This is a genomic window from Paractinoplanes aksuensis, assembly GCF_024137025.1.
Taxonomy (GTDB): domain Bacteria; phylum Actinomycetota; class Actinomycetes; order Mycobacteriales; family Micromonosporaceae; genus Actinoplanes; species Actinoplanes aksuensis.
In genome coordinates this window covers 63,383-83,762 of sequence record NZ_JAMYJR010000055.1, presented here as the reverse complement: position 1 = coordinate 83,762, position 20,380 = coordinate 63,383, and the positions used below count along the sequence as shown (strand labels likewise).

Genomic DNA, 20,380 nt, shown 5'->3' with positions numbered 1-20,380 from the left:
CCGCAGCGACCTGCTGCGGACCGCCGAGGAGCGGGCCGCGGTGGTCCTGGACGCGGCCGTGCTGCAGGCGCAGTCGGGCGCGCCGGGCGCGCCGGCCCCCCCCCCCCCCGGGGGGGGGGGGGCCCGCCCTCGTGCCTGCCGACCGGCGTCAGCTCTGCAGCAGCCGGCGCCGGCGGCGGCGCCGTAGGTCGATCTCGCGCCAGTTATCCGGAATGTGATCGATGAACAGCGTCTGGATCGGGGACAGGGCCCCCGCGGACGCCAGCCGCTTCTGTTCCCGAATCCAGCGACGGGTGTCTGTCCGCAGCCGCTGGACCCGGGCGCGGGCGGTGGCGTCATGCGGATCGCTGTACGGCTGATCGCTTTCCAGAAGCGCCAGGGCCGCCTGATAGGCCGCACGCCACTTGGCGGAAAGAACAACCTTGTCTGTCTCCATCGGATCTTTTCCTTGCTCATCGTCATTGCTGGACCACGGCCCTACCCGCCCCCGCCGGCGGCAATCCCCGGCCAGGTGTAGATCTTTCCGGGGCGACCCGCTCCGACCGGAGACGGCGGCGGGAGCGGCATCGCAACGCTCATCATGGATACGATCGTGGCGGCCCTGAAGACCATTCCCGAATGGCCTTCGAATTAGCGCGGAGGGGGCGTGCCAGATAATTGTGCCAGAAGCGTCTGATGTTTGCAGAAAAGGATTCCGGCTCACCGTCCACCACTATTTATCAGCGTATCGGCGGGGAGGCAAGAGTGCTTAGTTGCTCCGGCGCAACCATTTCGGGTTAAACCAACGGGAGGCGACCCCCGGTCGGCCGGGCGACGCTCAGGCTTTCGGCCGCACGGACCGGCCCGAAAGGCGGCCACCCACCCGAAGGACCCATCGCCGATGTGCGCGAGGACTACTCCGGACGAGTGGCGGCCGAGCACTCCGAGGGCCGGGGCAGTCACCGGAATAAACCCGTGCTAAATCCTTCCAACAGCCGGCTCGACCACCACCACACTGCAGGCCTTTGGCCAGCTCAAAGCCTCTTTTCACGGGTCGCGGCAATCTTTCCGGGACGACGCCTGTCCATGTCCTCTGTGACGGCCATCACGTCAACTGAAGGTCACTTACCTTTCCACCCACGGTGAGATCCGGCCCGGCCCGATCCGGCAACACTCCGGAGCCAGCGGCCTGCCGGTCGTAGGCCACCTTTCAGCCAGGACCGCTGGTCGATCCTCCGGAATCATCCGCCGAACGGTCATCGGCCGGGATACGCGAGTTCGACAACCGGCGTGGACGGATTGCGGTTTTCCCCTCCGTAAGACTCGACGCAGCACAGCCCGAAAGGAATTGCGATGAACAAGCTCACCCGCGCCTTCACCCTCGGAGGCTTCGGTGTTCTCGCGGCGCTGGCCGTCGGAACCGGTCCGGCCCAGGCCGCGGGCTCGGCCGGCACCCCGGAGAGCAGGTCCACGCCGTCCCACGTCGCCGATTGGCGCGGCGACGGCCAGGTCGTCGGCTACTACCGATCGCTGCGGGACTGTGCGATGGCCGGACAGTTCGGCGAGCGGGCCGGCGCCTGGGACGACCACGACTGCAGCCCGGTCCGCATCGGCCCGCGCCGCGGCATGTGGGCGCTCGAGGTCGGCGACGACGACAACTGGGGTCCGGTCGGCTTCGGCCGCCCCTTCCAGGTCGTCCGTGGTTTCCCGGGTCAGTTCCGGCCGAGCTTCTGGGGCCAGGTCCGCCCCGGCCGGCCGGGCCACATCGGCCACCACGGTCGCCATGACTTCGGCCCCGGCCGTCAGGGCACCCGACCCGGCCAGCACGGGCCGGTCCGCGGCGGCCAGCAGGGGCCGGTCCGGAACGGCAACCAGGGCCAGAACGGTCACCAGGGCCAGCCGGGCCAGAGCGGCAACCAGGGCCAGCCGGGCCAGAGCGGTCACCAGGGCCAGCCGGGCCAGAGCGGTCACCAGGGCCAGCCGGGCCAGAGCGGCAACCAGGGTCAGCCCGGCCGGGGCGGCAACCAGGGACAGAGCGGTCAGAGCGGCAACCAGAGTCAGCCGGGCCGGGGCGGCAACCAAGGTCAGCCCGGCCAGAGCGGCAACCAAGGTCAGAGCGGCAACCAGGGACAGCCCGGCCAGAGCGGCAACCAAGGTCAGCCCGGCCGGGGCGGCAACCAAGGTCAGAGCGGCAACCAGGGACAGCCCGGCCAGAGCGGCAACCAGGGTCAGCCGGGTCAGAACGGCCACCAGGGTCCGAACCGCGGGCGCTGACTCGACGGCCCCTGGAGGGCATCCGGTGAAGTCATACAGGGTCAGTGATGATCCGGATGCTCTCGACGGGCCGCGGATCGGCCGGGAAGTGGAGGGTTATCGAACGATTACCGCGGCTGACGCTTAGTCACTCCCGGGTGCCGCCGGGCGACCCCGATCGCCCGGCGGCACCAGCCCCCGCATGGGCACCTTGAAACAGTGCCCGCGCATGGTGCTGGTGTCGTTCGATGTTTCTACCCCGCCAAGATCACGCGGTTTCTAACCCTTGGCGCCGTAGCCGTCGTCCTTCGCCCCGGCATCCTTGACACCATCGTCCTTGGTGTCATCGTCCTTGGCGCCGTAGCCGTTGTCCTTGGCGTCGTCCTTGGTGCCGTAGCCGTTGTCCTTGGCGTCGTCCTTGGCGCCGTAGCCGTTGTCGTCCTTGATGGGCTTGGGGAGGGTCGACGGACGGTGGCCGTGATCGAAGCGGCCCAGCCGGTCGACCTCGAGCGCCCAGACGCCGCGGCGGAATCCCACGAGGACCAGATCGCAGTCGTAGTAGTCCCAGTGGCCGAAGCGCTCGCCCACACGGCCGGCAAATTCGCAGGCCCCCAGCGTACGGAAATAGCCTTCGACCCCGTCGCGGTCACGGTGCTGCTGGGTCTGACCCGCGCCCGGCTTGGCCTCCGTGGCCTGGGCCGGGGCAGCGCTCATCGTGAGACCGGCCAGCACAGCCAGGCCGGTCGTCGCGACAACGCGCATCGACTTGTTCATTACTTTGCCCTTTCCGGTGGTTACCAGATGCCTTGCAAGATCAGCAAAGCATGCAGTAGGGCAAATAACGGCCGAGCAACACGCCGAGGTAGCCGAATGGAATGAAAGCCTTTCCGCGAAGGCAAAAACATAACAAAGAATATGTGGATGGAATTGTCGCCCTGACCTTTACCAACGGCCGAGCCGGGCCGACAGGACGGACAACGCCGCCACGCCCGCCGTCGACGTGCGCAGCACCTCGCGCCCCAGCCGCACGGCCGTCGCCCCCGCGGCGACGAACACCTCGAGCTCCGCGTCGCGGATGCCGCCCTCGGGGCCCACCACCAGCGCGATCTCGCCCGACGAGGGCAGACCGACCGCCGTCAGCGACTCGGTCGCCTCCTCGTGCATCACAAAAGCCGCGTCGGCCGCGCCGAGCCGGGCCGCGACCTGCTTGGTCGAGCAGTCCGGGTCGCCGCCGACCACCGGCAACCACGCGCGGCGGGCCTGCTTGGCCGCCTCACGCGCCGTGGCCGCCCACTTGTCGCGGGCCCGTGCGCCCCGGTCGCCGCGCCACTGCGCCACCGAACGGGCGGCGGCCCAGGGCAGGATCTCGTCCACGCCGATCTCGGTCATCGCCTGCACGGCCAGCTCGCCCCGGTCCCCCTTGGCGATGCCCTGCACCACGACCAGCCGCGGATCGGCTGCCGGCCCGTACTCGCGGTCGAGCACCTCGACGTCGACGCTGCCCTTGCGCACCGCGGTCACCTTCGCCACGGCGCTGCCGCCCCGGCCGTCGGCCAGGATCAGCGTCTCGCCGGCCCGCAGCCGCTGGACGTCGGCGGCGTGATGCCCCTCGGGCCCGTCCAGCGTGTGGTGGGCGGTGACGGGCAGCGACTCGACGAGGAACAGCGGTGCGGACACCCCCGCACGCTACCCAACCACTCCCCCGCCCGGTCGCAGGGAGCTCGGCCGGGCCGTCGCCGGGATGACCCTCTTTCGAGGGGGTCGGCTGTGGAGGACACGCTGTTAGCCTCGGATCGATCGGCAACGACTTCCCGAGGAGCTTCCCGGTGGTCCTGCACGTGGCTGTGATCGACGACCATGACCCGACCTGCCGGGGCGTCACCGAGCTGCTTCGCGACGATCCCCGGCTCCGCATCCTCACCCCCGTCGGCACGGTGGCCGGCCTCACCCGGCTCCGCCACGACGTACGCCTGCTCGACCCGGCCAACGTGGGCCCGGTCGACGAGATCCGGGCCCTGCTGGCCGACCCCGTGCCGACGGTCGTGCACACGGCCGGGGCCGACCCGCGGGCCCAGGTCGCGGTCTGGGTCAACGGCGCCAACGACGTGGTGACCAAGGGCCTCGGCCGCTGGCCCCTCGCCGACACCCTGTGCGAGGCGGTGAACCGTCCCTTCCGGGTCGGCCCGACGTTGGCCCAGGCCATTGTGGCCGCGCTCGACCAGCACGGGATCCCCGCCTCCCCCGCGTTGCGCGACCTGCTCGTCCTGCTCCGGCACGGCCGCCGGCTCACCGCGGCCCTGCAGATCACGGGCCTGACCTACGAGCGGTACGAGCACGAGCTGCGCGAGCTGCGGGCCGCCCTCAGCCGCCTCGGCCACGGCGAGCTGCCCGAGGACATGGGGATGACCGAGCCGGAACGCCACGCCCTGCGGCTCTGCGCCGAGGGCCGCACCGACGCCGAGATCCAGGACCGGCTCGGACTGCCGGCCGAGGAACTTGACCAGCTCTTCGAACGGGCACTGGTCGGCCGGATGCGGCTGCCCGATTCCGGCCCGCACGTGCGCTTGCTGGTCGGGCTGCTCGTCTCGGGCCTGCACCGGCGCCCCGACCTGCTGCGCGAGCGCATCGACGAGCTGCGGAGACCCTAACCCTGGTCACTGGGGCGGCGGTTGGCTCGCATACGGGCGATCGTGTTGTCCCACTCGTCGGGTTGGCCGCCGTCGCCGCGGGCCATGAAGTGCTCGGCGTGCGAGATCGCGGCCCAGATCAGCGCGACCGACACCGCCAGGCCCAGCATCGTGACGGCGCCCTGGCCGATGTCCTCGAGCCAGGCGTACCACTGGGGGTAGAGCAGGGCCTCGACCCGCGGGATGCGGTCGCCGATGCCCTGCCAGGTCATCGCCGTGAAGTAGTCGCGCAGATAGCCGGGCTGGCTCGCGTCGGCCCCGACCGTCGTCAGGCCGATCAGGAAGACCGCGAAGCCGATGCCCACGCCCCAGCTGCGGGCCCAGCGCGAGCCGCGGCCGATCAAGGGCGCCAGGCCCCCGTACGCCACCCCGGCCGCGCCCAGGACGACCAGTAGCACCGCCCCCGAGCCGCCCCGGATCATCGCCGGCGCCGGGACACCGTACTCGGTCTCGATGTCGTTCATCAGCGTGGTGAGCCGGCCCGCCTCGGGCGAGGCCCAGTAGGCCAGGTCGAGCATCCCGGCCGCGAGCAGCAGCGCGCCGGCCGGAACCATCAGCCAGGCCAGCAGCGTCGCCACCCGCACGCCCCGGGGCACTTCTCCGCCCGTCATGACCCGGATGTTAGACCTGCCGGGGCGTGCGCTGTTCCTCCGATCATCCCCAATTCTGGGGCGCCTGCTGCCGGGTCGTGACATTGATCCGGTTGAAGAAGTTCGTCGTCGCGATCCACAGCACGAGCGCCGCGAGTTCCTTCTCGCCGAAGTGCCGGGCCGCCTCGTCCCAGACGACGTCCGGGACCGCGTCCGGACTGTCGGCGAGCCGGGTGGCGTGCTCGGCCAGGGCCAGCGCGGCCCGCTCGGCCCCGGTGAACCACGGCGTCTCCCGCCACACCGCGACCGTCATCAGCCGCTCGTCGGTCTCCCCGTTCTTGCGGGCGTTGCGCGCCCCCGACTCGACGCAGGGCGCGCACCCGTTGATCTGGCTGGCCCGCAGATGCACGAGTTCCAGAGTGGCCGGATCGACCCCGGCCGAGTGGGCCGACTTGTACAGAATGTTGACCGCCTGAACCGACTCCGGCAGATGAGCGGCGGGGTTGTCCATCCGAGCCTGCATGATGTTCTCCTCCAGGTTTCCGCGGCGGCACGTCACATCGGCGCGCTCTGCTCCGTCGGTGGTGCGACGGATGAAGCCGGCCAGGTGTGACCGATGTGACACACACCACAAAGGGGGAGCCATGGACGTGCAGGACCGCTTCGAACAGAACCGCCCCCGCCTGCGCGCGGTGGCCTACCGCATGCTCGGGTCCACGGCCGAGGCGGACGACGCGGTGCAGGAAGCCTGGCTACGCCTCAACCGCATCGGCGCCGACGGAATCGACAACCTCGACGCGTGGCTGACCACTGTCGTCGGCCGGGTGTGCTTGGACCTGCTGCGCTCCCGAGGCTCCCGACGAGAAACACCGTGGGACGACCACGACACGCCCACCACGCCCGGCCCCGAGGACGCAACCATGCTGGCCGACTCGGTCGGCCTGGCCCTGCTGGTGGTCCTGGACACGCTGACCCCGGCCTTCCTGGCCGCCTCCCGCGACGGCGAGTTCGAGAAGCTGCTCAGCCTGCTCGACCCCGACGTGCGGCTGCGGATCGACGCCTACGGTCAGAAACAATTGGGAATACCGGCCGAGACCCGTGGGGCGGCCGGCTTGGCCCGCTTCTTCAACGGCAAGGCCCGCAACGCCGAAGCGGCCCTGGTCAACGGACTGCTCGGATTCCGCGTGGCCCCGGGAGGCGACACCCTGCTGGCCATCACCCTGACGGTTCGCGAAGGACAGATCGTGGCCCTGGAGGCAATAACGGAACCTGCGCGGCTTCGGGAGATCGAGATTCTGCCTTTGTAGGCTGTTCATCACCGCCTGGGGATGGTGCGGCTTGACCGACGTCGTGGCTCGGCGACGAGCGGCCCGTTATCGCTGCGCGGGCTGCCAAGCCTGCACACTTGCCAGTGTGGACAGCTAGAAAGCCAACACGATCCGGCCGTCCGCGGTGCCTGCGGTCTGGCGCTGCCACGCATCGGCGACATCCGTGATGGGGACTACCTCGTGGGCGACGGTGAGGTTGCCGGCGGTGGCGTGGGTGGCTACCACGCCCAGGGAGTCGGCTCGCTCCCCTACCGAGAGGGCGTTGTTGGTGTAGCCGAGGATTTGCAGGGAGCCGCTGCGCAGCGTCACCGAGTCCAGAGGGGCTGTGGCGCCGGCCGAGCTGCCCAGGTTGACCAAGCGTCCGCCCGGCCGCAGCACGCGCAGCGCGGCCGCTGCGGGGACGCCGAAGACCGGGTCGAGCACGAGGTCGACCAGGCCTGAGACAGCGCGCAGGCGGTCGGCCAGCGTGCCGGCGTCGTCGTCCGGCAGTAGTGGTACGGCGTGTTCCGCGCCCAGTTGCAGCGCGCGCTCCCGAGCCGGCGCCGAGCGGCTGACCGCGATGACCCGGGAGGCGCCGGACAACCGGGCCAGCTGGATCGCGGCCTGGCCGACCACCCCGCCCGCGCCCAGCACCAGCACGACCTCGCCCTCGGCGAGACCGCCGGTGCGGGTCAGTGCGGCGTGGGCGGCGACCGCCGACAACCCCAGGGCGGCGATCAGGGTGAGGGGCGCGTCCGCCGGCAGGGGTACCACATCGACGTACGGGATGGAGACCGCGGCGGCCATGCTGCCGTCGCCGGGGCGCATGCCGGCCGAGGTGGCGAACCAGACCGGTGTGCCGTCGTCGCGGCGGCCCACGCCCTGGACGCCGGGGACGTACGGGGTTGCCGGTGGCCCGAAGTAGCTGGTGCCGCTCGCGCAGAGCACGTCGAGCGGTGTGATCGGCGCGGCGGCGACCCGGATCGGCACCTCGCCCGAGTGGGGCATCGGCGGCCGCCGCTCCTCGATGGACGGCGGCCGGCCGCATACGCGCAGCACGGCCGCCGCGGTCATGTCGCGATGTCCGGGTACGGGAGGTCGAAGTGGGCCAGGCGGGCGCCGAACGCCTTCTGGTATTCGAGCGGCTCCTTGTTGTCACGCTCGAACATGGCGATGAACAGCGTCAGCGTGAGGAACGGGTGGGCGCCCAGTTCGAAGAGGCGTACGTGGTCGTGGGCGATCAGTGCCTGCCGCTCGTCGTCGGTGAAGCGCAGCCACGTGCTCGACTCGCCGGTGATGCAGTTGAGCACGGTGTTCGCCCGGGCAGCCTCCCACCAGGTCACCAGTTCGGCCGGCTCGGAACGGTAGCGCTCGACCAGGTCCGGATCGCGGTCGACCGTGTACAGGAACTTGTCGATCAGGTACTTGCTCACCGCGCGCCTCCGAGAGCCGACGACCCGTTGGGGTACCAGGTGAAGTAAGCCTCCATGGTGTGGAACAGGTCAAGGGTGTCGACGTAATCGGCCTTGGCCCCGGCGCCGGCCACACCCATCATCAGCATGAAGTCCATGAAGCCGTGGGTGGCGTTGCCCGGTGAGTGCAGACTGTCCAGCGAAACCTCACGCAGGCAGCTGTCGAGGTCGCCGGTGGCGATCCACTCGACGGCCTTGCGGTCGAACTCGGGGTCGGGGCCGTGCGGGCCGAACTGGCGCGGGCCGCCCAGTTCGAGCGACAGGTGACCCGTGCCGATGATGGCCACCCGCAGATGCGACGGCCACTGCTCGACGATCTGGCGGATAGTCTCGCCCAGCTTGACGAAGCGCGACGGTTGCGGCAGGGGCGGCGCGAAGATGTTCGTGTAGATCGGCACGATCGGCAGGTCGGCCTCGGGCCGCAGCGTGATGATCGGGCAGGTGATGCTGTGGTCGATCCGCAGCTCGTTGCTGAAGGCCAGGTCGAAGCCCTCGTCGAGCCCGTTGCGCAGGATGTGCGCGGACAGGTCTTCCTGACCCTTGAGCAGCATGCGGGGCAGGCCGAACTCGCGTTCCTCGTTGTACCAGTTGGCGTCGTAGAAGGGCGCCTTGCCCACCAGGAACTGCGGCATGTTGTCCAGCCAGAGCTGGTGGAAGTGGTCGGAGCCGACCATCACCAGCACGTCCGGATTGGCGCGGGTCAGCGTCTCGCGGAAGGCGAGAATCTTGCGCTCCCACTCGTCGGCGAACGGCGGCCGGTCCTCACCGGTGGCCGTGCTGGCCTTGTAGTAGAACGGATGATGGGTGGAGGCGATGACCGCGACAATGCTGGCCACGGATTCTCCTTAGGGTTCGTAGACGGCGTTGCGATCGACGGTTTTATAGATCTCCATGCCGAGCGGGCGCCGGCGTTCCTCGGCCAGGTGCCCGAGCAGGCCGGCCGCGCGGGCCAGCAGCGCGAAGCCGCGCAGCAGATCGATGGGGAGGCCGAGGTCGGCCAGGGCGGCCCCGCACACGCCGGCGCCGTTCAACGGCAGCCGGCGGCCGAGCACCTCAGGATGCACCCGCCCGATCGCCTCGAACAGCTGCAAGTGCGGGCCACGCAGGCCCTCCTCGGCAGCGATCCGGATCAGTACGGGAGTGCGCGGGTCTTCGATTTTGTGCACCGGATGGCCCAGACCGGGAACAAAGCGCTTGTCGGCCTTGGCCTGGCGGACGGCCTCGAGGGCGATGGCGTCGTAATCTTCCCCGGACGTTGCCGCCAAAGTGTCGGCGAGGAACCGTCCACAGTCCTCGGTCACGCCGAGAAAGCGTGATCCACCGCCGAGCAGTCCGGCGGCCAGGGCGCCTTGGAGGGCCTCGGGCGCCGACAGGTACGTGAGCCGGGCCGCGATCGCCGTCGGCGTGAAACCGTGGTCGGCCAGCGCGACCAGCACCGCCTCGAAGACCCGGACCTCGGAGGAAGTGGGACGACGCCGGGTGACCAGCCAGAACGCCAGCTCGCCGAACCCGACCTGGCCCATCAGGTCGGCCGCCAGGTCCTGGCCGAGCAACGAGATGGAGTCGGGGGTGGACGTGCCGATGCCGGTCGGGAAGCTCAGCTCCTCAGCCACTTGCGGATCTCCTCGCCGTGTTCGTCCAGCCCGGGGGGCGGCAGCTCGTACCGCGCCTGCGAATCGCTGAAGGTGATGGGGTTGCGGATGCCGGGGATGCCGCCGGTGGTGACCACCGGGTCGAGCCCCAGTTCCTCGGCGAACGCGACGCCGCCGTCGATGGTGTTGATCGGCGCGCACGGCACGCCGGCTGCGATGAGGTCGCGGAACCACTCGTCCTTCGTCCGGGTGGCCAGGCGCTCCAGCAGGATCGGGCGCAGCTCTTCCCGGTTGGCCGTGCGGTCCTGGTTGCGGCCGAAGCGCGGGTCGTCGGGCAACTCGGTCAGGCCGAGCACCTGGCACAACTTGCGGAACTGGCCGTCGTTGCCCGCGATGACGATCAGCTCGCCGTCGGCGGTGGGCAGGGGTTCGTACGGGAAGAGGCTGGGATGCGCATTGCCCATGCGGAACGGAACGGTGCCACCCGCGACGTAGCCGCTGGAGTGGTTGACCAGGCCGGACAGGGCCGAGCTGAGCAGGTTGACCTCGACGTGCTGACCCCGGCCGGTCTCGGCCCGGCGATGCAGTGCGGCCAGGATGCCGATGTTGGCGTGCAGGCCGGCCATCACGTCGAAGACCGAGATACCGGCCCGGTAGGGCGAGCCGTCGGGGTCGCCGGTGAGGCTCATCAGCCCGGAGATGGCCTGGACCATCAGGTCGTAGCCGGGCAGCCCGGCCCCGGCCCCGGTGCCGAAGCCACTGATGCTCGCGTACACGATCTTCTCGTTGGCCGCCGCCACCGTGTCGTAGTCGAGCCCGAAGCGGGCCAGGCCGCCGGGGCGGAAGTTCTCGATCATGATGTCGGCCCGGCGGGCCAGCTCCTGCGCGTCGGCCAGGTCGGCCTCGTTCTTGAGGTCGAGCGCGATCGATCGCTTGTTGCGGTTGATGCCCAGGTAGTACGTCGAGACGTCGTCGCGGACCGGTGGCATCCAGGTGCGGGTGTCGTCCCCGCCCGGGCCTTCCACCTTGATCACGCGAGCACCGAGGTCGGCCAGCAGCATGGTCGCGTACGGCCCGGCGAGGATCCGGGAGAAGTCGGCGACCAGCAAGCCGTCCAGTGGTCCCTTCACAGACATACGAACCGCCCGTCCTGCGGACACTCGTCCGCTCGAACAGCTTGCTCCGGTGCACCCCCCGTGTCAACGGCCGTTTCACACGGCCGAAATAAACTATTGACCGCGCAAGTGGCCGGGAGCACACTCATGCCACCCGGACTGCCCGCTGAGCGGACGACGGTCCGTCAATCCGAGAAAGGACGGGCGATGATCTTCCGTAACGGCCTTGTTCTCACGATGGATGACTCCCATACCGTGCTCGAGAACGCCGACGTGCTCGTCGTCGACGACAAGATCGCCGAGATCGGGCCGAACCTGACCGCACCCGACGGGCACGAGGAGGTCGACGCCACCGGCGGCATCCTCATGCCCGGCATGGTCGACACCCACCGGCACATGTGGCAGACCGCGATGCGCGGCTACGGCGCCGACTGGACCCTCACCCAGTACTTCGTCTGGTACTACCTCGAGAGCGGCAAGCACTTCCGGCCCGAGGACATCTACGCCGGCAACCTGCTCGGCGCCCTGGAGGCGATCGACTCCGGCGTCACCACCACTGTCGACTGGTCGCACGGGCTGCAGAGCACCGACCACGCCGACGCCGCGGTCGACGCGCTCGAGGCCGTGCCGGGCCGGTTCGTGCTCGCCTACGGCAACATCCAGCAGGGTCCGTGGGAGTGGTCGACGTCGAAGGAGTTCCAGGACTTCTACCGCCGCCGCATCGACGGCGGCAAGCTGGCCGGCTTCCAGATGGCGTTCGACGTCACCGGCGACCCCGCGTTCCCCGAGAAGGCGGCCTTCGAGGTCGCCCGCGAACTGGGCGTGCCGGTCACCACGCACGCCGGCGTCTGGGGCGCCACCAACGACGACGGCATCCGGCTCATGCACGACGGTGGTTTCATGAGCCCGGGCCACGTGTACGTGCACGCGGCCACGCTGTCCAGCGACTCGTACCACCGCATCGCGGCCACCGGTGGCTCGGTCTCGGTGTCGACCGAGAGCGAGCAGAGCGCCGGTCAGGGCTACCCGCCCACCTGGCAGCTGCGGCGGCACGGGATCCCGGTGTCGCTGTCGATGGACACCAGCGTGTGGTGGAGCGGCGACCTGTTCTCGGCGATGCGCACCACGCTCAGCGCCGACCGCGTCCGCGAGCACATGGAGGCCCACGGCAAGCAGGAGACGGTCACCCATCACCACCTGCGGGCCGAGCAGGTCGTCGACTGGGCCACCCGCGGCGGGGCCAAGGCCCTGGGTCTCGACTCGTCGCTCGGGGCGCTCACCCCGGGGCGTCAGGCCGACATCGTGCTCCTCAAGAACGACGCCTCGCCGGTCATGTTCCCCGTGCTCAACCCGTACGGGCATGTGGCCTTCCAGGCCCAGCGGGGCGACGTCCACACGGTGGTCGTGGGTGGCCGGGTGGTCAAGCGCGACGGCCGGCTGGTCGACGCGGATCTGGCCGCGGCCCGGGCCAAGGTCGGGGCGACCATCGACCACCTGCGCTCGACGCTGGGCGAGGACGCCTGGAAGCAGGGCATGAACCCGGACATCCCGGAGGCCCGCGTGCTGCACAACCCGTATCAGTACACCAAGTAGGGTCCCGTTCCATGACCGACACCGGAAGGGGCGCGGGACCCGACTTCATCGAGGCCCTGGCCCGTGGCCTCGACGTCCTGCGCTCCTTCCGCCCGGGCACCCCCGCCATCACGCTGAGCGAGATCGCCCACCGCACCGGGCTGGCCCGGCCCACGGTCCGCCGCATCCTGATCACCCTCGAGGCGCTGAGCTACGTGCGGGCCGACGGGCGCGGCTACGCGCTGACCCCGCGGGTGCTCGAGCTCGGCATGGCGTACGTGAATTCGCTGAGCATGTGGGACGTCGCCCGCCCGCACATGGAGAAGCTGGTCGCCCAGACCAACGAGTCGACCTCCATGGCCCAGCTCGACGGCAGTGACATCGTCTACGTGGCCCGGGTGGCGGTTCCCAAGATCGTCACCTTGGCCGTCACCATCGGCACCCGGTTCCCCGCGCCCGTCACCTCGATGGGCAAGGTGCTGCTGGCCGGGCTGCCCGCCGACGAGCTCGCGGCCGTGCTCGACCAGCCGTCCCGCTCGGGCATCGATCCGCGCCGGCAGCTGACGCCGGGCGAGATCGAGACGTCCCTGCGCGAGGTCCGGGCCAAGGGGTGGGCGCTGGCCGATCAAGACCTGGCGCCCGGCATCCGGTCCGTCGCGACCGGCGTGCGGGACGGGGACGGCCGGGTGATGGCCGCGATCAACGTCACCGTGCACGCGGCGGAGACCTCGCTCGAGACCCTCGTCGAAGACCACCTGCCCAAGTTGCTGCGCACCGCCGCTGACATCGGCCACGACTGGTCGCTGGCCGGGGCGGTCCCGGCGATCACGGTCTGAGCGCTGCGGCCGCGACCCGGTGGTGTCACCCTGATCGGGTGCGGATGATGTCCGATCTCTTCGATCCGGAACCGGTGCGGTGGGGCCTGCGGGGCGACCCCTGGGTCTGGCGGGCCATGCGGGAGCAGCTCGTCACTCTCGCCCTGCCGCCCTCGGTCGGTGAGGTCGAGCGGTTGCTCAAGGCGACCTTCGACCGCGTCGTCGCCTGCGACCTGGCCGCCGAGAGCGCGCCCTGGGTCTATCGCGAGGAGTTCGCGCACGGCGGCCTGTCGAGCGGCAGCGTCCACCTCGACACCTGGCGGGCCGAGCTGCTGCCCACCCTCATCGACCGGGCGCGGTCGCAGCTCAGCGGCTGATCCTCAGCAGCCGCCAGGGACGCACGGGTCGGCCCGGCCCTCGCGCTCGGCCCGCTCGGCCTGAGCGATCGCATCGTCGATCCGCCGCACCGAATCGGGCGAGGCGGCCTCGGCGATCTCGTGGGCGATCTTGTGCATCTGACGCACCTGCGCCGTCGACAGGTTGTCGAAGACCAGGCGACGAGCTTCCCGTACGTGGGCCGGCGCGGCCTTCACGAGGGCCGCGTACCCGGCCGGGGTCAGAAACGCCTGGACGCACCGGCTCTCCCCGTCGCTGCCCGTGCGACGCGTCACAAATCCCTGCTTCTCCAACCGGCTCACGGCGTGCGACAACCGGGACAGCGAGCCGCCGGCCAGGTGGGCCAGATTGCTCATCTGCACCGCGTGCTCCTGCGGCTGGGACAGGTGAGACAGGATCGAGTACTCGAAGAAATTGAGCCCGGAATCGCGCTTGAGCTGGGCATCTATGGCGGCGGGCAGCGTCATCAGCATCGTGATCAGGGTCATCCACGCCGCACGCTCCTCGCTGTCGAGCCAGGGCGCCTCGGGGGGCGTGTCAATAGTCACCCCGGAAGAATACCGCCTCCGCGCACTTGAATGTTCAAGCCGGAAGTGCCACAGTTCGACTTGAACATTCAATCCCGTGGGGAGCTAGCAATGACCGTTCTGCGCATCGACTCGAGCATCCAGGGCCCCGTTTCGGCCTCGAGTGAGCTGGCCGACGTCGCCGAAGCGGAGTGGACCACCGTCCGCCCCGGCACCGCGTTCGTCCGCCGCCACCTCGGCGCCGCGCCCCTGCCCGCCGACGCCTGGGCGAACGCCATCCACGCCAAGTTCTCGCCGGCCGACCAGCGCACCGCCGAGCAGCGCGACGCGCTGACCCTGGCCGAGCAGCTGACCGCCGAGGTGCGCGACGCCGACGCCGCGATCCTGGCCCTGCCGCTCTACAACTACGGCGTCTCGCAGCACGTCAAGACCTGGATCGACCTGGTCATGGCCGGCACCCCCGACCCCACCGAGCGGCTGCTCGACGGCAAGCCGGTCATCGTGCTGACCACCCGCGGCGGCGGCTACGGCCCCGGCACCCCGCGCGAGGGCTGGGACCACAACACCTCGTACCTGCGCCGCGTGGTCGAGGACATCTGGGGCGCCGACCTCACCCTGATCGAGCGCGAGCTGACCCTGGCCGGCGTCAACCCGGCCATGGACGCGCTGCGCGACACCGCGGAGCTGCTGAAGAAGGCCGCCCACGAGGCCGCCACCCACGCCGGCCGCACCCTGGCCTCGCGCTGACCTCTCTCGTTCCGCTCTCGTCCGGCTCTCGGTCACCCCGACACGACCCAAAAAGTCGCTTCTGCGGGGCGGCGAAACGGAGCCGTGCTCAATAAGATCGCCGACCATGGAAACCACTGTGGCGGCGGTGTACTGCGAGGGCTGGGACGACGGGTTGGTCAACCCGCTCACCCAGGATCAGGCCGAGTCGCGTGACTCCGCCGGCGAGCCGTACTCCGTGGTGCTGCTCGCCGGCGGCCGCCCGCACAGCGTGCTCGACGTCAGCTGGGCCGAGGGCTACTGCGCCGTCACCCGCTACGACGCCGAGGGGCGCCGGGTCGCCGTCCACGAATTCCGCCGGGCCCCCGAGGGCGATCTGTTCCTGCGCGAGTCGACCACCTGGCACGACCCGGCCGGCGCCGGCGCCCGGCACCGGATCAGCTGGCAGATCGGCGGCCGGCGCAACGACTCGATCGAGCCCGCCGGTGACCGCGGCGGCCGGCACACCTTCTCGGACGGCGGCTTCACGCCGCCGCGTCTGCCGATCCCCACCTTCGGCCGGTGGAAGGCCCTGCTCGACTGCGCGGGCCGGGTCCACGTCGAGGCCTGCGTGGGACCGTTCGCCGAGGTCTGCGCGGTTCCCCGGGTCATCGACGGGCCGTTCCGCCTGGCCACGGTGGCCGAACCCCACGACCTGCCCGCCCGCGCGTCGGACGAGCGCCCGTGGCACCCGCCGCGTCCGCTGCAGCCCCGCGGCCTGGCCTCGCTGTTCCGTGACGGCGCCGAGCGCAGCGTCGGCGACCGCCGGATGCGCATCGCCACCCGCCCGGCCGGCAAGCTCAACCTGCCGTCGGGCCGCCTGATCGCCGCCGACCCGTCCTCCCTGGACTACGGCGAGGAACCGTTCCTGACCACGGTCGCCCCCGGCACCTACCCGGTGACCGTGAGCCTGGCCACCTTCACCGACGACCCCGGCCACACCCGCGTGGCCGCCGTGCGCCTGGACGTCAGCGAGCGGCACCCGGTGCGCTGGGAACTGGCCCTGCGCGACGGGCAGGATCTGCTCGACCTGGGCTACGGCGAGTTCTTCGGGTTCGGGGTGGACGCGGGCCTGGCCTGCTTCGTCGACGAGGACAACCGCGAGCGCCTGACCGACGAGTGGCAGAGCCTGGAACTGCGCGACCCGCGCTTCGCCACCCTGGCCGGCGGCGACATGATCGCCTGGTCGAGCGGCTGGGGCGACGGCGCCTACCCGACGTGGATCGGCCGCGACCACTCGGGCCGGGTGACCACGTTCATCGCCGACATGCTGCTGTTCCCCTCGGACGACTAGGGCGTATCTGGCGGATCACGTGGGAGCGAGGCGAGGTCCAGGTCGTGGCTGGCGTCGGCCGCAGGGCGGTCCAATACCGGTGTTGTATCGGGCCGTTCTGCGGACGCCGAGAGGCGCGGGCTGGGCCACGCCGCAGCCCCGCGTGATCCGCCAGATACGCCCTAGGGTCTCGAGAGCGGCAGGCACGGGGCCGGGCCGGGCCGGCGGCCGCTCAGGTAGGCGGCGGGCGGCACGCCCATCAGGTCCCGGAAGTCGCTGATCATGTGGGCCCGGTCGAAGAAACCGGCGTCGTCGGCCACCGCCGCCCACTCCCGGGTGCCGGCCAGCGACAGTACGGTCCGCAGGCGGCTGATCCGCGCCACGTGCTTCGGGGACAACCCGACGTCGCGGCTGAACAGGGTACGAAGCCGGCGCTCGCTCACGCCGGCCCGCGTCGCCACCTCGCCCAGCCGGGCCGCCCCGGTGAGCTCGCCGAGCGCGAACTCGACCAGCTCGTTGCCGCCGCGGCCCGCGCTCCGCTGCTCGAGCTCGGCCGTGATCCGGGCCCGCATCGTCGCGACCTGCGCGTCGACCGGTGGCGGCGTCCGGGCCAAGTGGTCGACGTCGAGCCAGCGGCTGGGCTAGCCGGGCCGCACGAGCACCGGGGAGTGCCGGATCTTCCAAGACGACCACCGGCACGGGCGGCCACCGTGGATCCATGATTCTGGTTACCGGCGCCACCGGCACCACTGGCTCCGCCCTGGTGAGGGACCTGCTCGACCGCGGCTTGGAGGTCGCCGCGATGACCCGCGACCCGGCCCGCGTCCCGGACCGGCCGGGCCTGACCGCCACCACCGTCGTCGTCCCGGCCGACGCGATGTACCTGCTGCCACCGGCCGCCCGTACGCCGCTCGACCACGAGGAGAACCTGCTGCGCGCGGCGAAGGCGGCCGGCATCCCCCGGGTGGTCCGGCTCTCGGCGATCGGCACTCCCGACGAGGACCACGACCTGCCGCCCGGTCATCTCGGCGCCTGGCATTTCCGGGGCGAGCGGACCCTGCGGCGCAGCGGACTGGAGTGGACGGTGCTGCGCCCGACCACGTTCGCCACGAACTCACTGGCCTGGGCGCCCGACATCCGGGCCGGCCGGCCGATCGTGAACCCGTTCGGTGACGGCAAGCAGGGTGTGATCGATCCGGCCGACATCGCTGCGGTCGCCGCCGAGGTGCTCACCGGCGACGGCCACCACGAGCTCATCTACACATTGACCGGACCGGAGCTGATCAGCGTGCCCGAGCAACTGGCCGTGCTGGCCGAGATCCTGGGCCGGCCGCTCGAAGTAGTCGACCGGGAGCCGGCCCCGGAGCTCTTCCCGTCCGAGATCGCCGAGGCCGCCACGGCGGGCGCTCGTCTGGTTCGCGCGGGCGGCAACGCCGTCGTCACCCCGGACGTCGAGAAGCTCACCTCGCGCCGGCCGGCCATGTTCCGGGCCTGGGCCGAGAGGGCGTGGCCGGCGGTAATAGACGGCGCATAATACTGACCCTATTATGTGCCGCATGATAGCGGCGGAGGACGGCCCGGAGGCCGTGGCTGAGCGGCAGGCCCAACTGCTGCGCGGCTGCCTCGACATGTGCCTGCTCGCGCTTCTGGCCGAAGAGCCCGCCCATGGGTACGAACTTGTCCGGCGCCTCGACACGGCCGGGTTCGGAACGGTGAGCTACGGCACCGTCTACCCGTTGATCACTCGCTTGCATCGGCTGGGGCTCGTCGCCAACGCGCTGCAGCCCAGCCCGAGCGGCCCGCCCCGCAAGATCCACCGGCTCACCGAGAGCGGACACGAGCGGTTGCGGGCCTGGAGTGAGCAGTGGGCCCAGTTCGCCGGCGTCGTGAACGCGACCCTCGCCGCCCGTCCATCGAACCCAGGAGGCGACCATGAGCACGTCGACGTCGCTCGTTGACGATCTGCTCGCCACGGCCGACCGCGAGTGGCGCGCTCTCGGCGTTCAGCGCGACGACCGGGCGGCGCTCGCGGCCGACCTACGCGCCGACCTCGAGGCGGCGGCCGGCGATGGGCTGGATCCCGCGCAGTTGCTCGGCGCGAGCCCGCGCGAGTTCGCTCTGCGCGTGGCCGAGGAGGCCGGGGTGGGCCGAACCCCACCCCGGTACGGCCAGGTGCTGGGCGTCGCGACCGTGGGCGCGCTGCTCGCCCTCGTCGTGGGCTTCCTCGGGGTGATCGGCCTGCATCAGATCCTGGTGGCCGCTTTCGACCTGCCGCCCGGTCTGCGCGTGCCGGTCTGGCTGGCCGCCGGAGTCTTCTACGGTGGCGTGGCCGCGGTCGCCGTGACCGGCGCGGTGCTCGCAGTGCGCTTCGGCCTGCGGGACGCGCCGCGCATCCGGCACACGGCGGCTCGGATGGCCCTGCTGCTGCCGCCCGCCGTGGCCGCCTCGATCGCGGCCGCGGTCGCGCTGGGCTGGTCCTTCGACTTCCCGCTGACCCCGCTGATCATGGGCGCGGAGGCGGCGATAGTCCTTGGCGGTTTCCTGGCCGCGACCACCCTCGCCCGCCGCTGGTCCATCCGAACAGCCATCTGACACGCGGCCCGGCCGATAGCGAGCGACCGATCTCGCCTCAGAGAGCGACCTGGCTCCCCGCAGCCAGCACCTTGGCCGCGCTCACGTAGCGCGACCTCGGTCTTGGCTTTTGGGCGCAACCACTTACGCACGCCGTCGTGGTGGGGTGAGCGCCCTGGACGCGCCAGCGGCCAGCTCACCCCGCCGCGGCCCTCGGCGGGAGCGACGGTCTGAAACCCACCGCCCCGCCACGACATCCAGCTCTTGACCTTATTGATCTTGGCCTTGCGACGCCCGCCGAATCACATCTAGTGGCCGTTGAAAGCGTCCCGCATCCGGCTGAAGAATCCGCCCTGCTTGCTCAACTCGGCGACGTCCTCGCCGCGGGTCTTGGCGAAATCGCGCAGCATGCGTTCCTGGTCGGCGGTGAGCTTGGTCGGCGTCTTCACGTCCAGGTGGACGAAAAGATCACCCCGCCCCTGGCCGCGCAGGTGCGGCACGCCCTTGCCGCGGATGCGGAGCGTGCTGGCCGGCTGCGTCCCCTGCTTGACCTCGATGCCCTCTTCGCTGTCGAGCGTCTTGATCGTCAGGCGGGTGCCGAGCGCGGCCGCGGTCATCGGGAGCGTGACGCGGCAGTGCAGGTCGTCGCCCTTGCGCGAGTAGACGTCGTGCGGGCGCTCGTGGATCTCGACGTAGAGGTCACCCGGCGTGCCCCCACCCGGACCGACCTCGCCCTGCTGGGCCAGGCGGATGCGCATGCCGTCCTCGACGCCGGCCGGGATCTTGACCGTGAGCGAGCGGCGGGTGCGGACCCGGCCGTCGCCGGCGCAGGTGGGGCAGGGGTGCGGGATGACCGTGCCGTGGCCCTGGCAGGTGGCGCAGGGGCGGCTCGAGACGACCTGGCCCAGGAAGGTGCGCTGCACGCTCTGCACCTCGCCCCGGCCGCCACACGTCTCGCAGGTGGCCAGGTGGGTGCCGGGCGCGGTGCCGGCGCCGGTGCACTGGGTGCACAGCACGGCGGTGTCGACGGTGATCGGGGCCTCGACGCCGAACGCCGTCTCGACCAGGTCGAGTTCGAGGCGCAGGATCGCGTCGGCGCCAGGACGGGTGCGCGGGCGCGGGCCGCGGGCGTTGCCGCCGGCCGCCGAGCCGAAGAACGCGTCCATGATGTCCTGGAAGCCGACGAACGGGCCGCCCGCGCCGCCGGGACCGCCGGGGCCCATGCCGCCGCCGGGGGCGAGCGGGTCGCCGCCGAGATCGACGATCTGGCGCTTCTGGTCGTCCGAGAGGACCTCGTACGCCGCGTTGATGTCCTTGAACTTCTCGTGCGCTTCCGGATCCGGGTTGACGTCCGGGTGATATTGCCGAGCCAGTTTGCGGTAGGCGCGCTTGATCTCGTCGTCGGTGGCTTCCCGGCTCACGCCGAGAATGCCGTAGTAGTCCTTGGCCACGGGCTCCGCAATCCT

General features: G+C 70.9%; 24 protein-coding genes. 11 read left to right on the top strand and 13 right to left on the bottom strand.

Going from position 1 to position 20,380, the window contains the following annotated elements:
• Positions 1–148 precede the first annotated feature (148 nt).
• Positions 149–436, bottom strand: a complete 288-nt coding sequence (locus M1L60_RS42450; protein WP_253243273.1) for a hypothetical protein — start codon at positions 434–436, stop codon at positions 149–151.
• A gap of 896 nt (positions 437–1,332) precedes the next feature.
• Between M1L60_RS42450 and M1L60_RS42445 the strand changes: the two genes are divergently transcribed.
• A complete protein-coding gene (locus M1L60_RS42445; protein WP_253243272.1) occupies positions 1,333–2,253 on the top strand; it encodes a collagen-like domain-containing protein in 921 nt (306 codons plus the stop codon).
• Positions 2,254–2,511: 258 nt separating this feature from the next.
• On the opposite strand, the gene M1L60_RS42440 is transcribed toward M1L60_RS42445, so the two are convergent.
• Together M1L60_RS42440 and M1L60_RS42435 are read right to left on the bottom strand one after the other, a co-directional pair.
• The gene (locus M1L60_RS42440; protein WP_253243271.1) at positions 2,512–2,994 is read right to left on the bottom strand and encodes a hypothetical protein; all 483 of its coding nucleotides are present in this window, start codon (positions 2,992–2,994) and stop codon (positions 2,512–2,514) included.
• 180 nt (positions 2,995–3,174) lie between these two features.
• The gene (locus M1L60_RS42435; protein WP_253243270.1) at positions 3,175–3,909 is read right to left on the bottom strand and encodes a 16S rRNA (uracil(1498)-N(3))-methyltransferase; all 735 of its coding nucleotides are present in this window, start codon (positions 3,907–3,909) and stop codon (positions 3,175–3,177) included.
• A 149-nt stretch (positions 3,910–4,058) separates the two neighbouring features.
• Between M1L60_RS42435 and M1L60_RS42430 the strand changes: the two genes are divergently transcribed.
• Positions 4,059–4,880, top strand: coding sequence for a hypothetical protein (locus M1L60_RS42430; protein WP_253243269.1), 822 nt, complete (start codon positions 4,059–4,061; stop codon positions 4,878–4,880).
• On the opposite strand, the gene M1L60_RS42425 is transcribed toward M1L60_RS42430, so the two are convergent.
• Complete coding sequence (locus tag M1L60_RS42425; protein ID WP_253243268.1) at positions 4,877–5,530, bottom strand: hypothetical protein; 654 nt, start codon at positions 5,528–5,530, stop codon at positions 4,877–4,879. The genes M1L60_RS42430 and M1L60_RS42425 overlap by 4 nt on opposite strands.
• A gap of 43 nt (positions 5,531–5,573) precedes the next feature.
• On the bottom strand, positions 5,574–6,032 hold the full coding sequence (locus tag M1L60_RS42420) for a carboxymuconolactone decarboxylase family protein (protein ID WP_253243267.1): 459 nt from the start codon (positions 6,030–6,032) through the stop codon (positions 5,574–5,576).
• A gap of 121 nt (positions 6,033–6,153) precedes the next feature.
• On the opposite strand from M1L60_RS42420, the gene M1L60_RS42415 reads away from it, so the two are divergent.
• Positions 6,154–6,816 (top strand): sigma factor, encoded by a 663-nt coding sequence (locus M1L60_RS42415; RefSeq protein WP_253243266.1) that lies wholly within the window; start codon positions 6,154–6,156, stop codon positions 6,814–6,816.
• 114 nt (positions 6,817–6,930) lie between these two features.
• On the opposite strand, the gene M1L60_RS42410 is transcribed toward M1L60_RS42415, so the two are convergent.
• From M1L60_RS42410 to M1L60_RS42390, 5 genes are read right to left on the bottom strand one after another with little or no spacing between them, the layout of a single operon-like run.
• A complete protein-coding gene (locus M1L60_RS42410) occupies positions 6,931–7,890 on the bottom strand; it encodes a quinone oxidoreductase family protein (protein ID WP_253243265.1) in 960 nt (319 codons plus the stop codon).
• Complete coding sequence (locus M1L60_RS42405; protein WP_253243264.1) at positions 7,887–8,249, bottom strand: hypothetical protein; 363 nt, start codon at positions 8,247–8,249, stop codon at positions 7,887–7,889. The genes M1L60_RS42410 and M1L60_RS42405 overlap by 4 nt, the downstream gene beginning before the upstream one ends.
• Positions 8,246–9,124, bottom strand: a complete 879-nt coding sequence (locus M1L60_RS42400) for a DODA-type extradiol aromatic ring-opening family dioxygenase (protein ID WP_253243263.1) — start codon at positions 9,122–9,124, stop codon at positions 8,246–8,248. The genes M1L60_RS42405 and M1L60_RS42400 overlap by 4 nt, the downstream gene beginning before the upstream one ends.
• Positions 9,125–9,133: 9 nt before the next feature.
• On the bottom strand, positions 9,134–9,901 hold the full coding sequence (locus M1L60_RS42395; RefSeq protein ID WP_253243262.1) for a citryl-CoA lyase: 768 nt from the start codon (positions 9,899–9,901) through the stop codon (positions 9,134–9,136).
• On the bottom strand, positions 9,886–11,010 hold the full coding sequence (locus tag M1L60_RS42390) for a CaiB/BaiF CoA transferase family protein (protein ID WP_253243261.1): 1,125 nt from the start codon (positions 11,008–11,010) through the stop codon (positions 9,886–9,888). The genes M1L60_RS42395 and M1L60_RS42390 overlap by 16 nt, the downstream gene beginning before the upstream one ends.
• A gap of 132 nt (positions 11,011–11,142) precedes the next feature.
• On the opposite strand from M1L60_RS42390, the gene M1L60_RS42385 reads away from it, so the two are divergent.
• The 3 genes from M1L60_RS42385 to M1L60_RS42375 are packed head-to-tail and all read left to right on the top strand — an operon-like array spanning position 11,143 to position 13,759.
• A complete protein-coding gene (locus tag M1L60_RS42385) occupies positions 11,143–12,588 on the top strand; it encodes an amidohydrolase family protein (RefSeq protein ID WP_256518432.1) in 1,446 nt (481 codons plus the stop codon).
• Positions 12,589–12,599: 11 nt separating this feature from the next.
• Positions 12,600–13,403 (top strand): IclR family transcriptional regulator domain-containing protein, encoded by an 804-nt coding sequence (locus tag M1L60_RS42380; RefSeq protein ID WP_253243259.1) that lies wholly within the window; start codon positions 12,600–12,602, stop codon positions 13,401–13,403.
• Between the two features lie 38 nt (positions 13,404–13,441).
• The gene (locus M1L60_RS42375; protein WP_253243258.1) at positions 13,442–13,759 is read left to right on the top strand and encodes a hypothetical protein; all 318 of its coding nucleotides are present in this window, start codon (positions 13,442–13,444) and stop codon (positions 13,757–13,759) included.
• Between the two features lie 3 nt (positions 13,760–13,762).
• Here M1L60_RS42375 and M1L60_RS42370 read toward each other — a convergent pair whose 3' ends face one another.
• Positions 13,763–14,326, bottom strand: coding sequence for a MarR family winged helix-turn-helix transcriptional regulator (locus tag M1L60_RS42370; protein ID WP_253243257.1), 564 nt, complete (start codon positions 14,324–14,326; stop codon positions 13,763–13,765).
• 90 nt (positions 14,327–14,416) lie between these two features.
• Between M1L60_RS42370 and M1L60_RS42365 the strand changes: the two genes are divergently transcribed.
• Positions 14,417–15,052 carry an FMN-dependent NADH-azoreductase gene (locus tag M1L60_RS42365; RefSeq protein WP_253243256.1) on the top strand — a complete coding sequence of 212 codons (636 nt, stop codon included), beginning with the start codon at positions 14,417–14,419 and terminating at the stop codon, positions 15,050–15,052.
• A gap of 106 nt (positions 15,053–15,158) precedes the next feature.
• Positions 15,159–16,364 (top strand): DUF4241 domain-containing protein, encoded by a 1,206-nt coding sequence (locus M1L60_RS42360; protein WP_253243255.1) that lies wholly within the window; start codon positions 15,159–15,161, stop codon positions 16,362–16,364.
• Positions 16,365–16,525: 161 nt separating this feature from the next.
• On the opposite strand, the gene M1L60_RS42355 is transcribed toward M1L60_RS42360, so the two are convergent.
• A complete protein-coding gene (locus tag M1L60_RS42355; protein ID WP_253243254.1) occupies positions 16,526–16,957 on the bottom strand; it encodes a helix-turn-helix domain-containing protein in 432 nt (143 codons plus the stop codon).
• Positions 16,958–17,061: 104 nt separating this feature from the next.
• Here M1L60_RS42355 and M1L60_RS42350 point away from each other — a divergent pair, with 104 nt between their 5' ends.
• Genes M1L60_RS42350 through M1L60_RS42340 form a run of 3 tightly spaced genes read left to right on the top strand, consistent with a single transcriptional unit; the run spans position 17,062 to position 18,935 of the window.
• Positions 17,062–17,877, top strand: a complete 816-nt coding sequence (locus M1L60_RS42350; protein ID WP_253243253.1) for an NAD(P)H-binding protein — start codon at positions 17,062–17,064, stop codon at positions 17,875–17,877.
• Between the two features lie 22 nt (positions 17,878–17,899).
• Entirely contained in the window at positions 17,900–18,301 is a 402-nt protein-coding gene (locus M1L60_RS42345) for a PadR family transcriptional regulator (RefSeq protein ID WP_253243252.1), read from the top strand.
• Entirely contained in the window at positions 18,276–18,935 is a 660-nt protein-coding gene (locus M1L60_RS42340; RefSeq protein WP_253243251.1) for a hypothetical protein, read from the top strand. The genes M1L60_RS42345 and M1L60_RS42340 overlap by 26 nt, the downstream gene beginning before the upstream one ends.
• A gap of 287 nt (positions 18,936–19,222) precedes the next feature.
• Here M1L60_RS42340 and dnaJ read toward each other — a convergent pair whose 3' ends face one another.
• Positions 19,223–20,365: a molecular chaperone DnaJ gene (gene dnaJ, locus M1L60_RS42335; RefSeq protein WP_253243250.1), complete on the bottom strand. Its 1,143-nt coding sequence runs from the start codon at positions 20,363–20,365 to the stop codon at positions 19,223–19,225.
• Between the last annotated feature and the right edge of the window lie 15 nt (positions 20,366–20,380).

What these genes read in the sequence shown, in the direction of transcription:
- M1L60_RS42420 (WP_253243267.1), bottom strand. Translation starts at nt 6,032, where the DNA reads ATGCAGGCTCGGATGGACAACCCCGCCGCTCATCTGCCGGAGTCGGTT.
- M1L60_RS42365 (WP_253243256.1), top strand. Translation starts at nt 14,417, where the DNA reads ATGACCGTTCTGCGCATCGACTCGAGCATCCAGGGCCCCGTTTCGGCC.
- M1L60_RS42345 (WP_253243252.1), top strand. Translation starts at nt 17,900, where the DNA reads ATGATAGCGGCGGAGGACGGCCCGGAGGCCGTGGCTGAGCGGCAGGCC.
- M1L60_RS42450 (WP_253243273.1), bottom strand. Translation starts at nt 436, where the DNA reads ATGGAGACAGACAAGGTTGTTCTTTCCGCCAAGTGGCGTGCGGCCTAT.
- M1L60_RS42350 (WP_253243253.1), top strand. Translation starts at nt 17,062, where the DNA reads ATGATTCTGGTTACCGGCGCCACCGGCACCACTGGCTCCGCCCTGGTG.
- M1L60_RS42425 (WP_253243268.1), bottom strand. Translation starts at nt 5,530, where the DNA reads ATGACGGGCGGAGAAGTGCCCCGGGGCGTGCGGGTGGCGACGCTGCTG.
- M1L60_RS42385 (WP_256518432.1), top strand. Translation starts at nt 11,143, where the DNA reads ATGCCACCCGGACTGCCCGCTGAGCGGACGACGGTCCGTCAATCCGAG.
- M1L60_RS42360 (WP_253243255.1), top strand. Translation starts at nt 15,159, where the DNA reads ATGGAAACCACTGTGGCGGCGGTGTACTGCGAGGGCTGGGACGACGGG.
- M1L60_RS42380 (WP_253243259.1), top strand. Translation starts at nt 12,600, where the DNA reads ATGACCGACACCGGAAGGGGCGCGGGACCCGACTTCATCGAGGCCCTG.
- M1L60_RS42415 (WP_253243266.1), top strand. Translation starts at nt 6,154, where the DNA reads ATGGACGTGCAGGACCGCTTCGAACAGAACCGCCCCCGCCTGCGCGCG.
- M1L60_RS42440 (WP_253243271.1), bottom strand. Translation starts at nt 2,994, where the DNA reads ATGCGCGTTGTCGCGACGACCGGCCTGGCTGTGCTGGCCGGTCTCACG.
- M1L60_RS42410 (WP_253243265.1), bottom strand. Translation starts at nt 7,890, where the DNA reads ATGACCGCGGCGGCCGTGCTGCGCGTATGCGGCCGGCCGCCGTCCATC.
- M1L60_RS42445 (WP_253243272.1), top strand. Translation starts at nt 1,333, where the DNA reads ATGAACAAGCTCACCCGCGCCTTCACCCTCGGAGGCTTCGGTGTTCTC.
- M1L60_RS42340 (WP_253243251.1), top strand. Translation starts at nt 18,276, where the DNA reads ATGAGCACGTCGACGTCGCTCGTTGACGATCTGCTCGCCACGGCCGAC.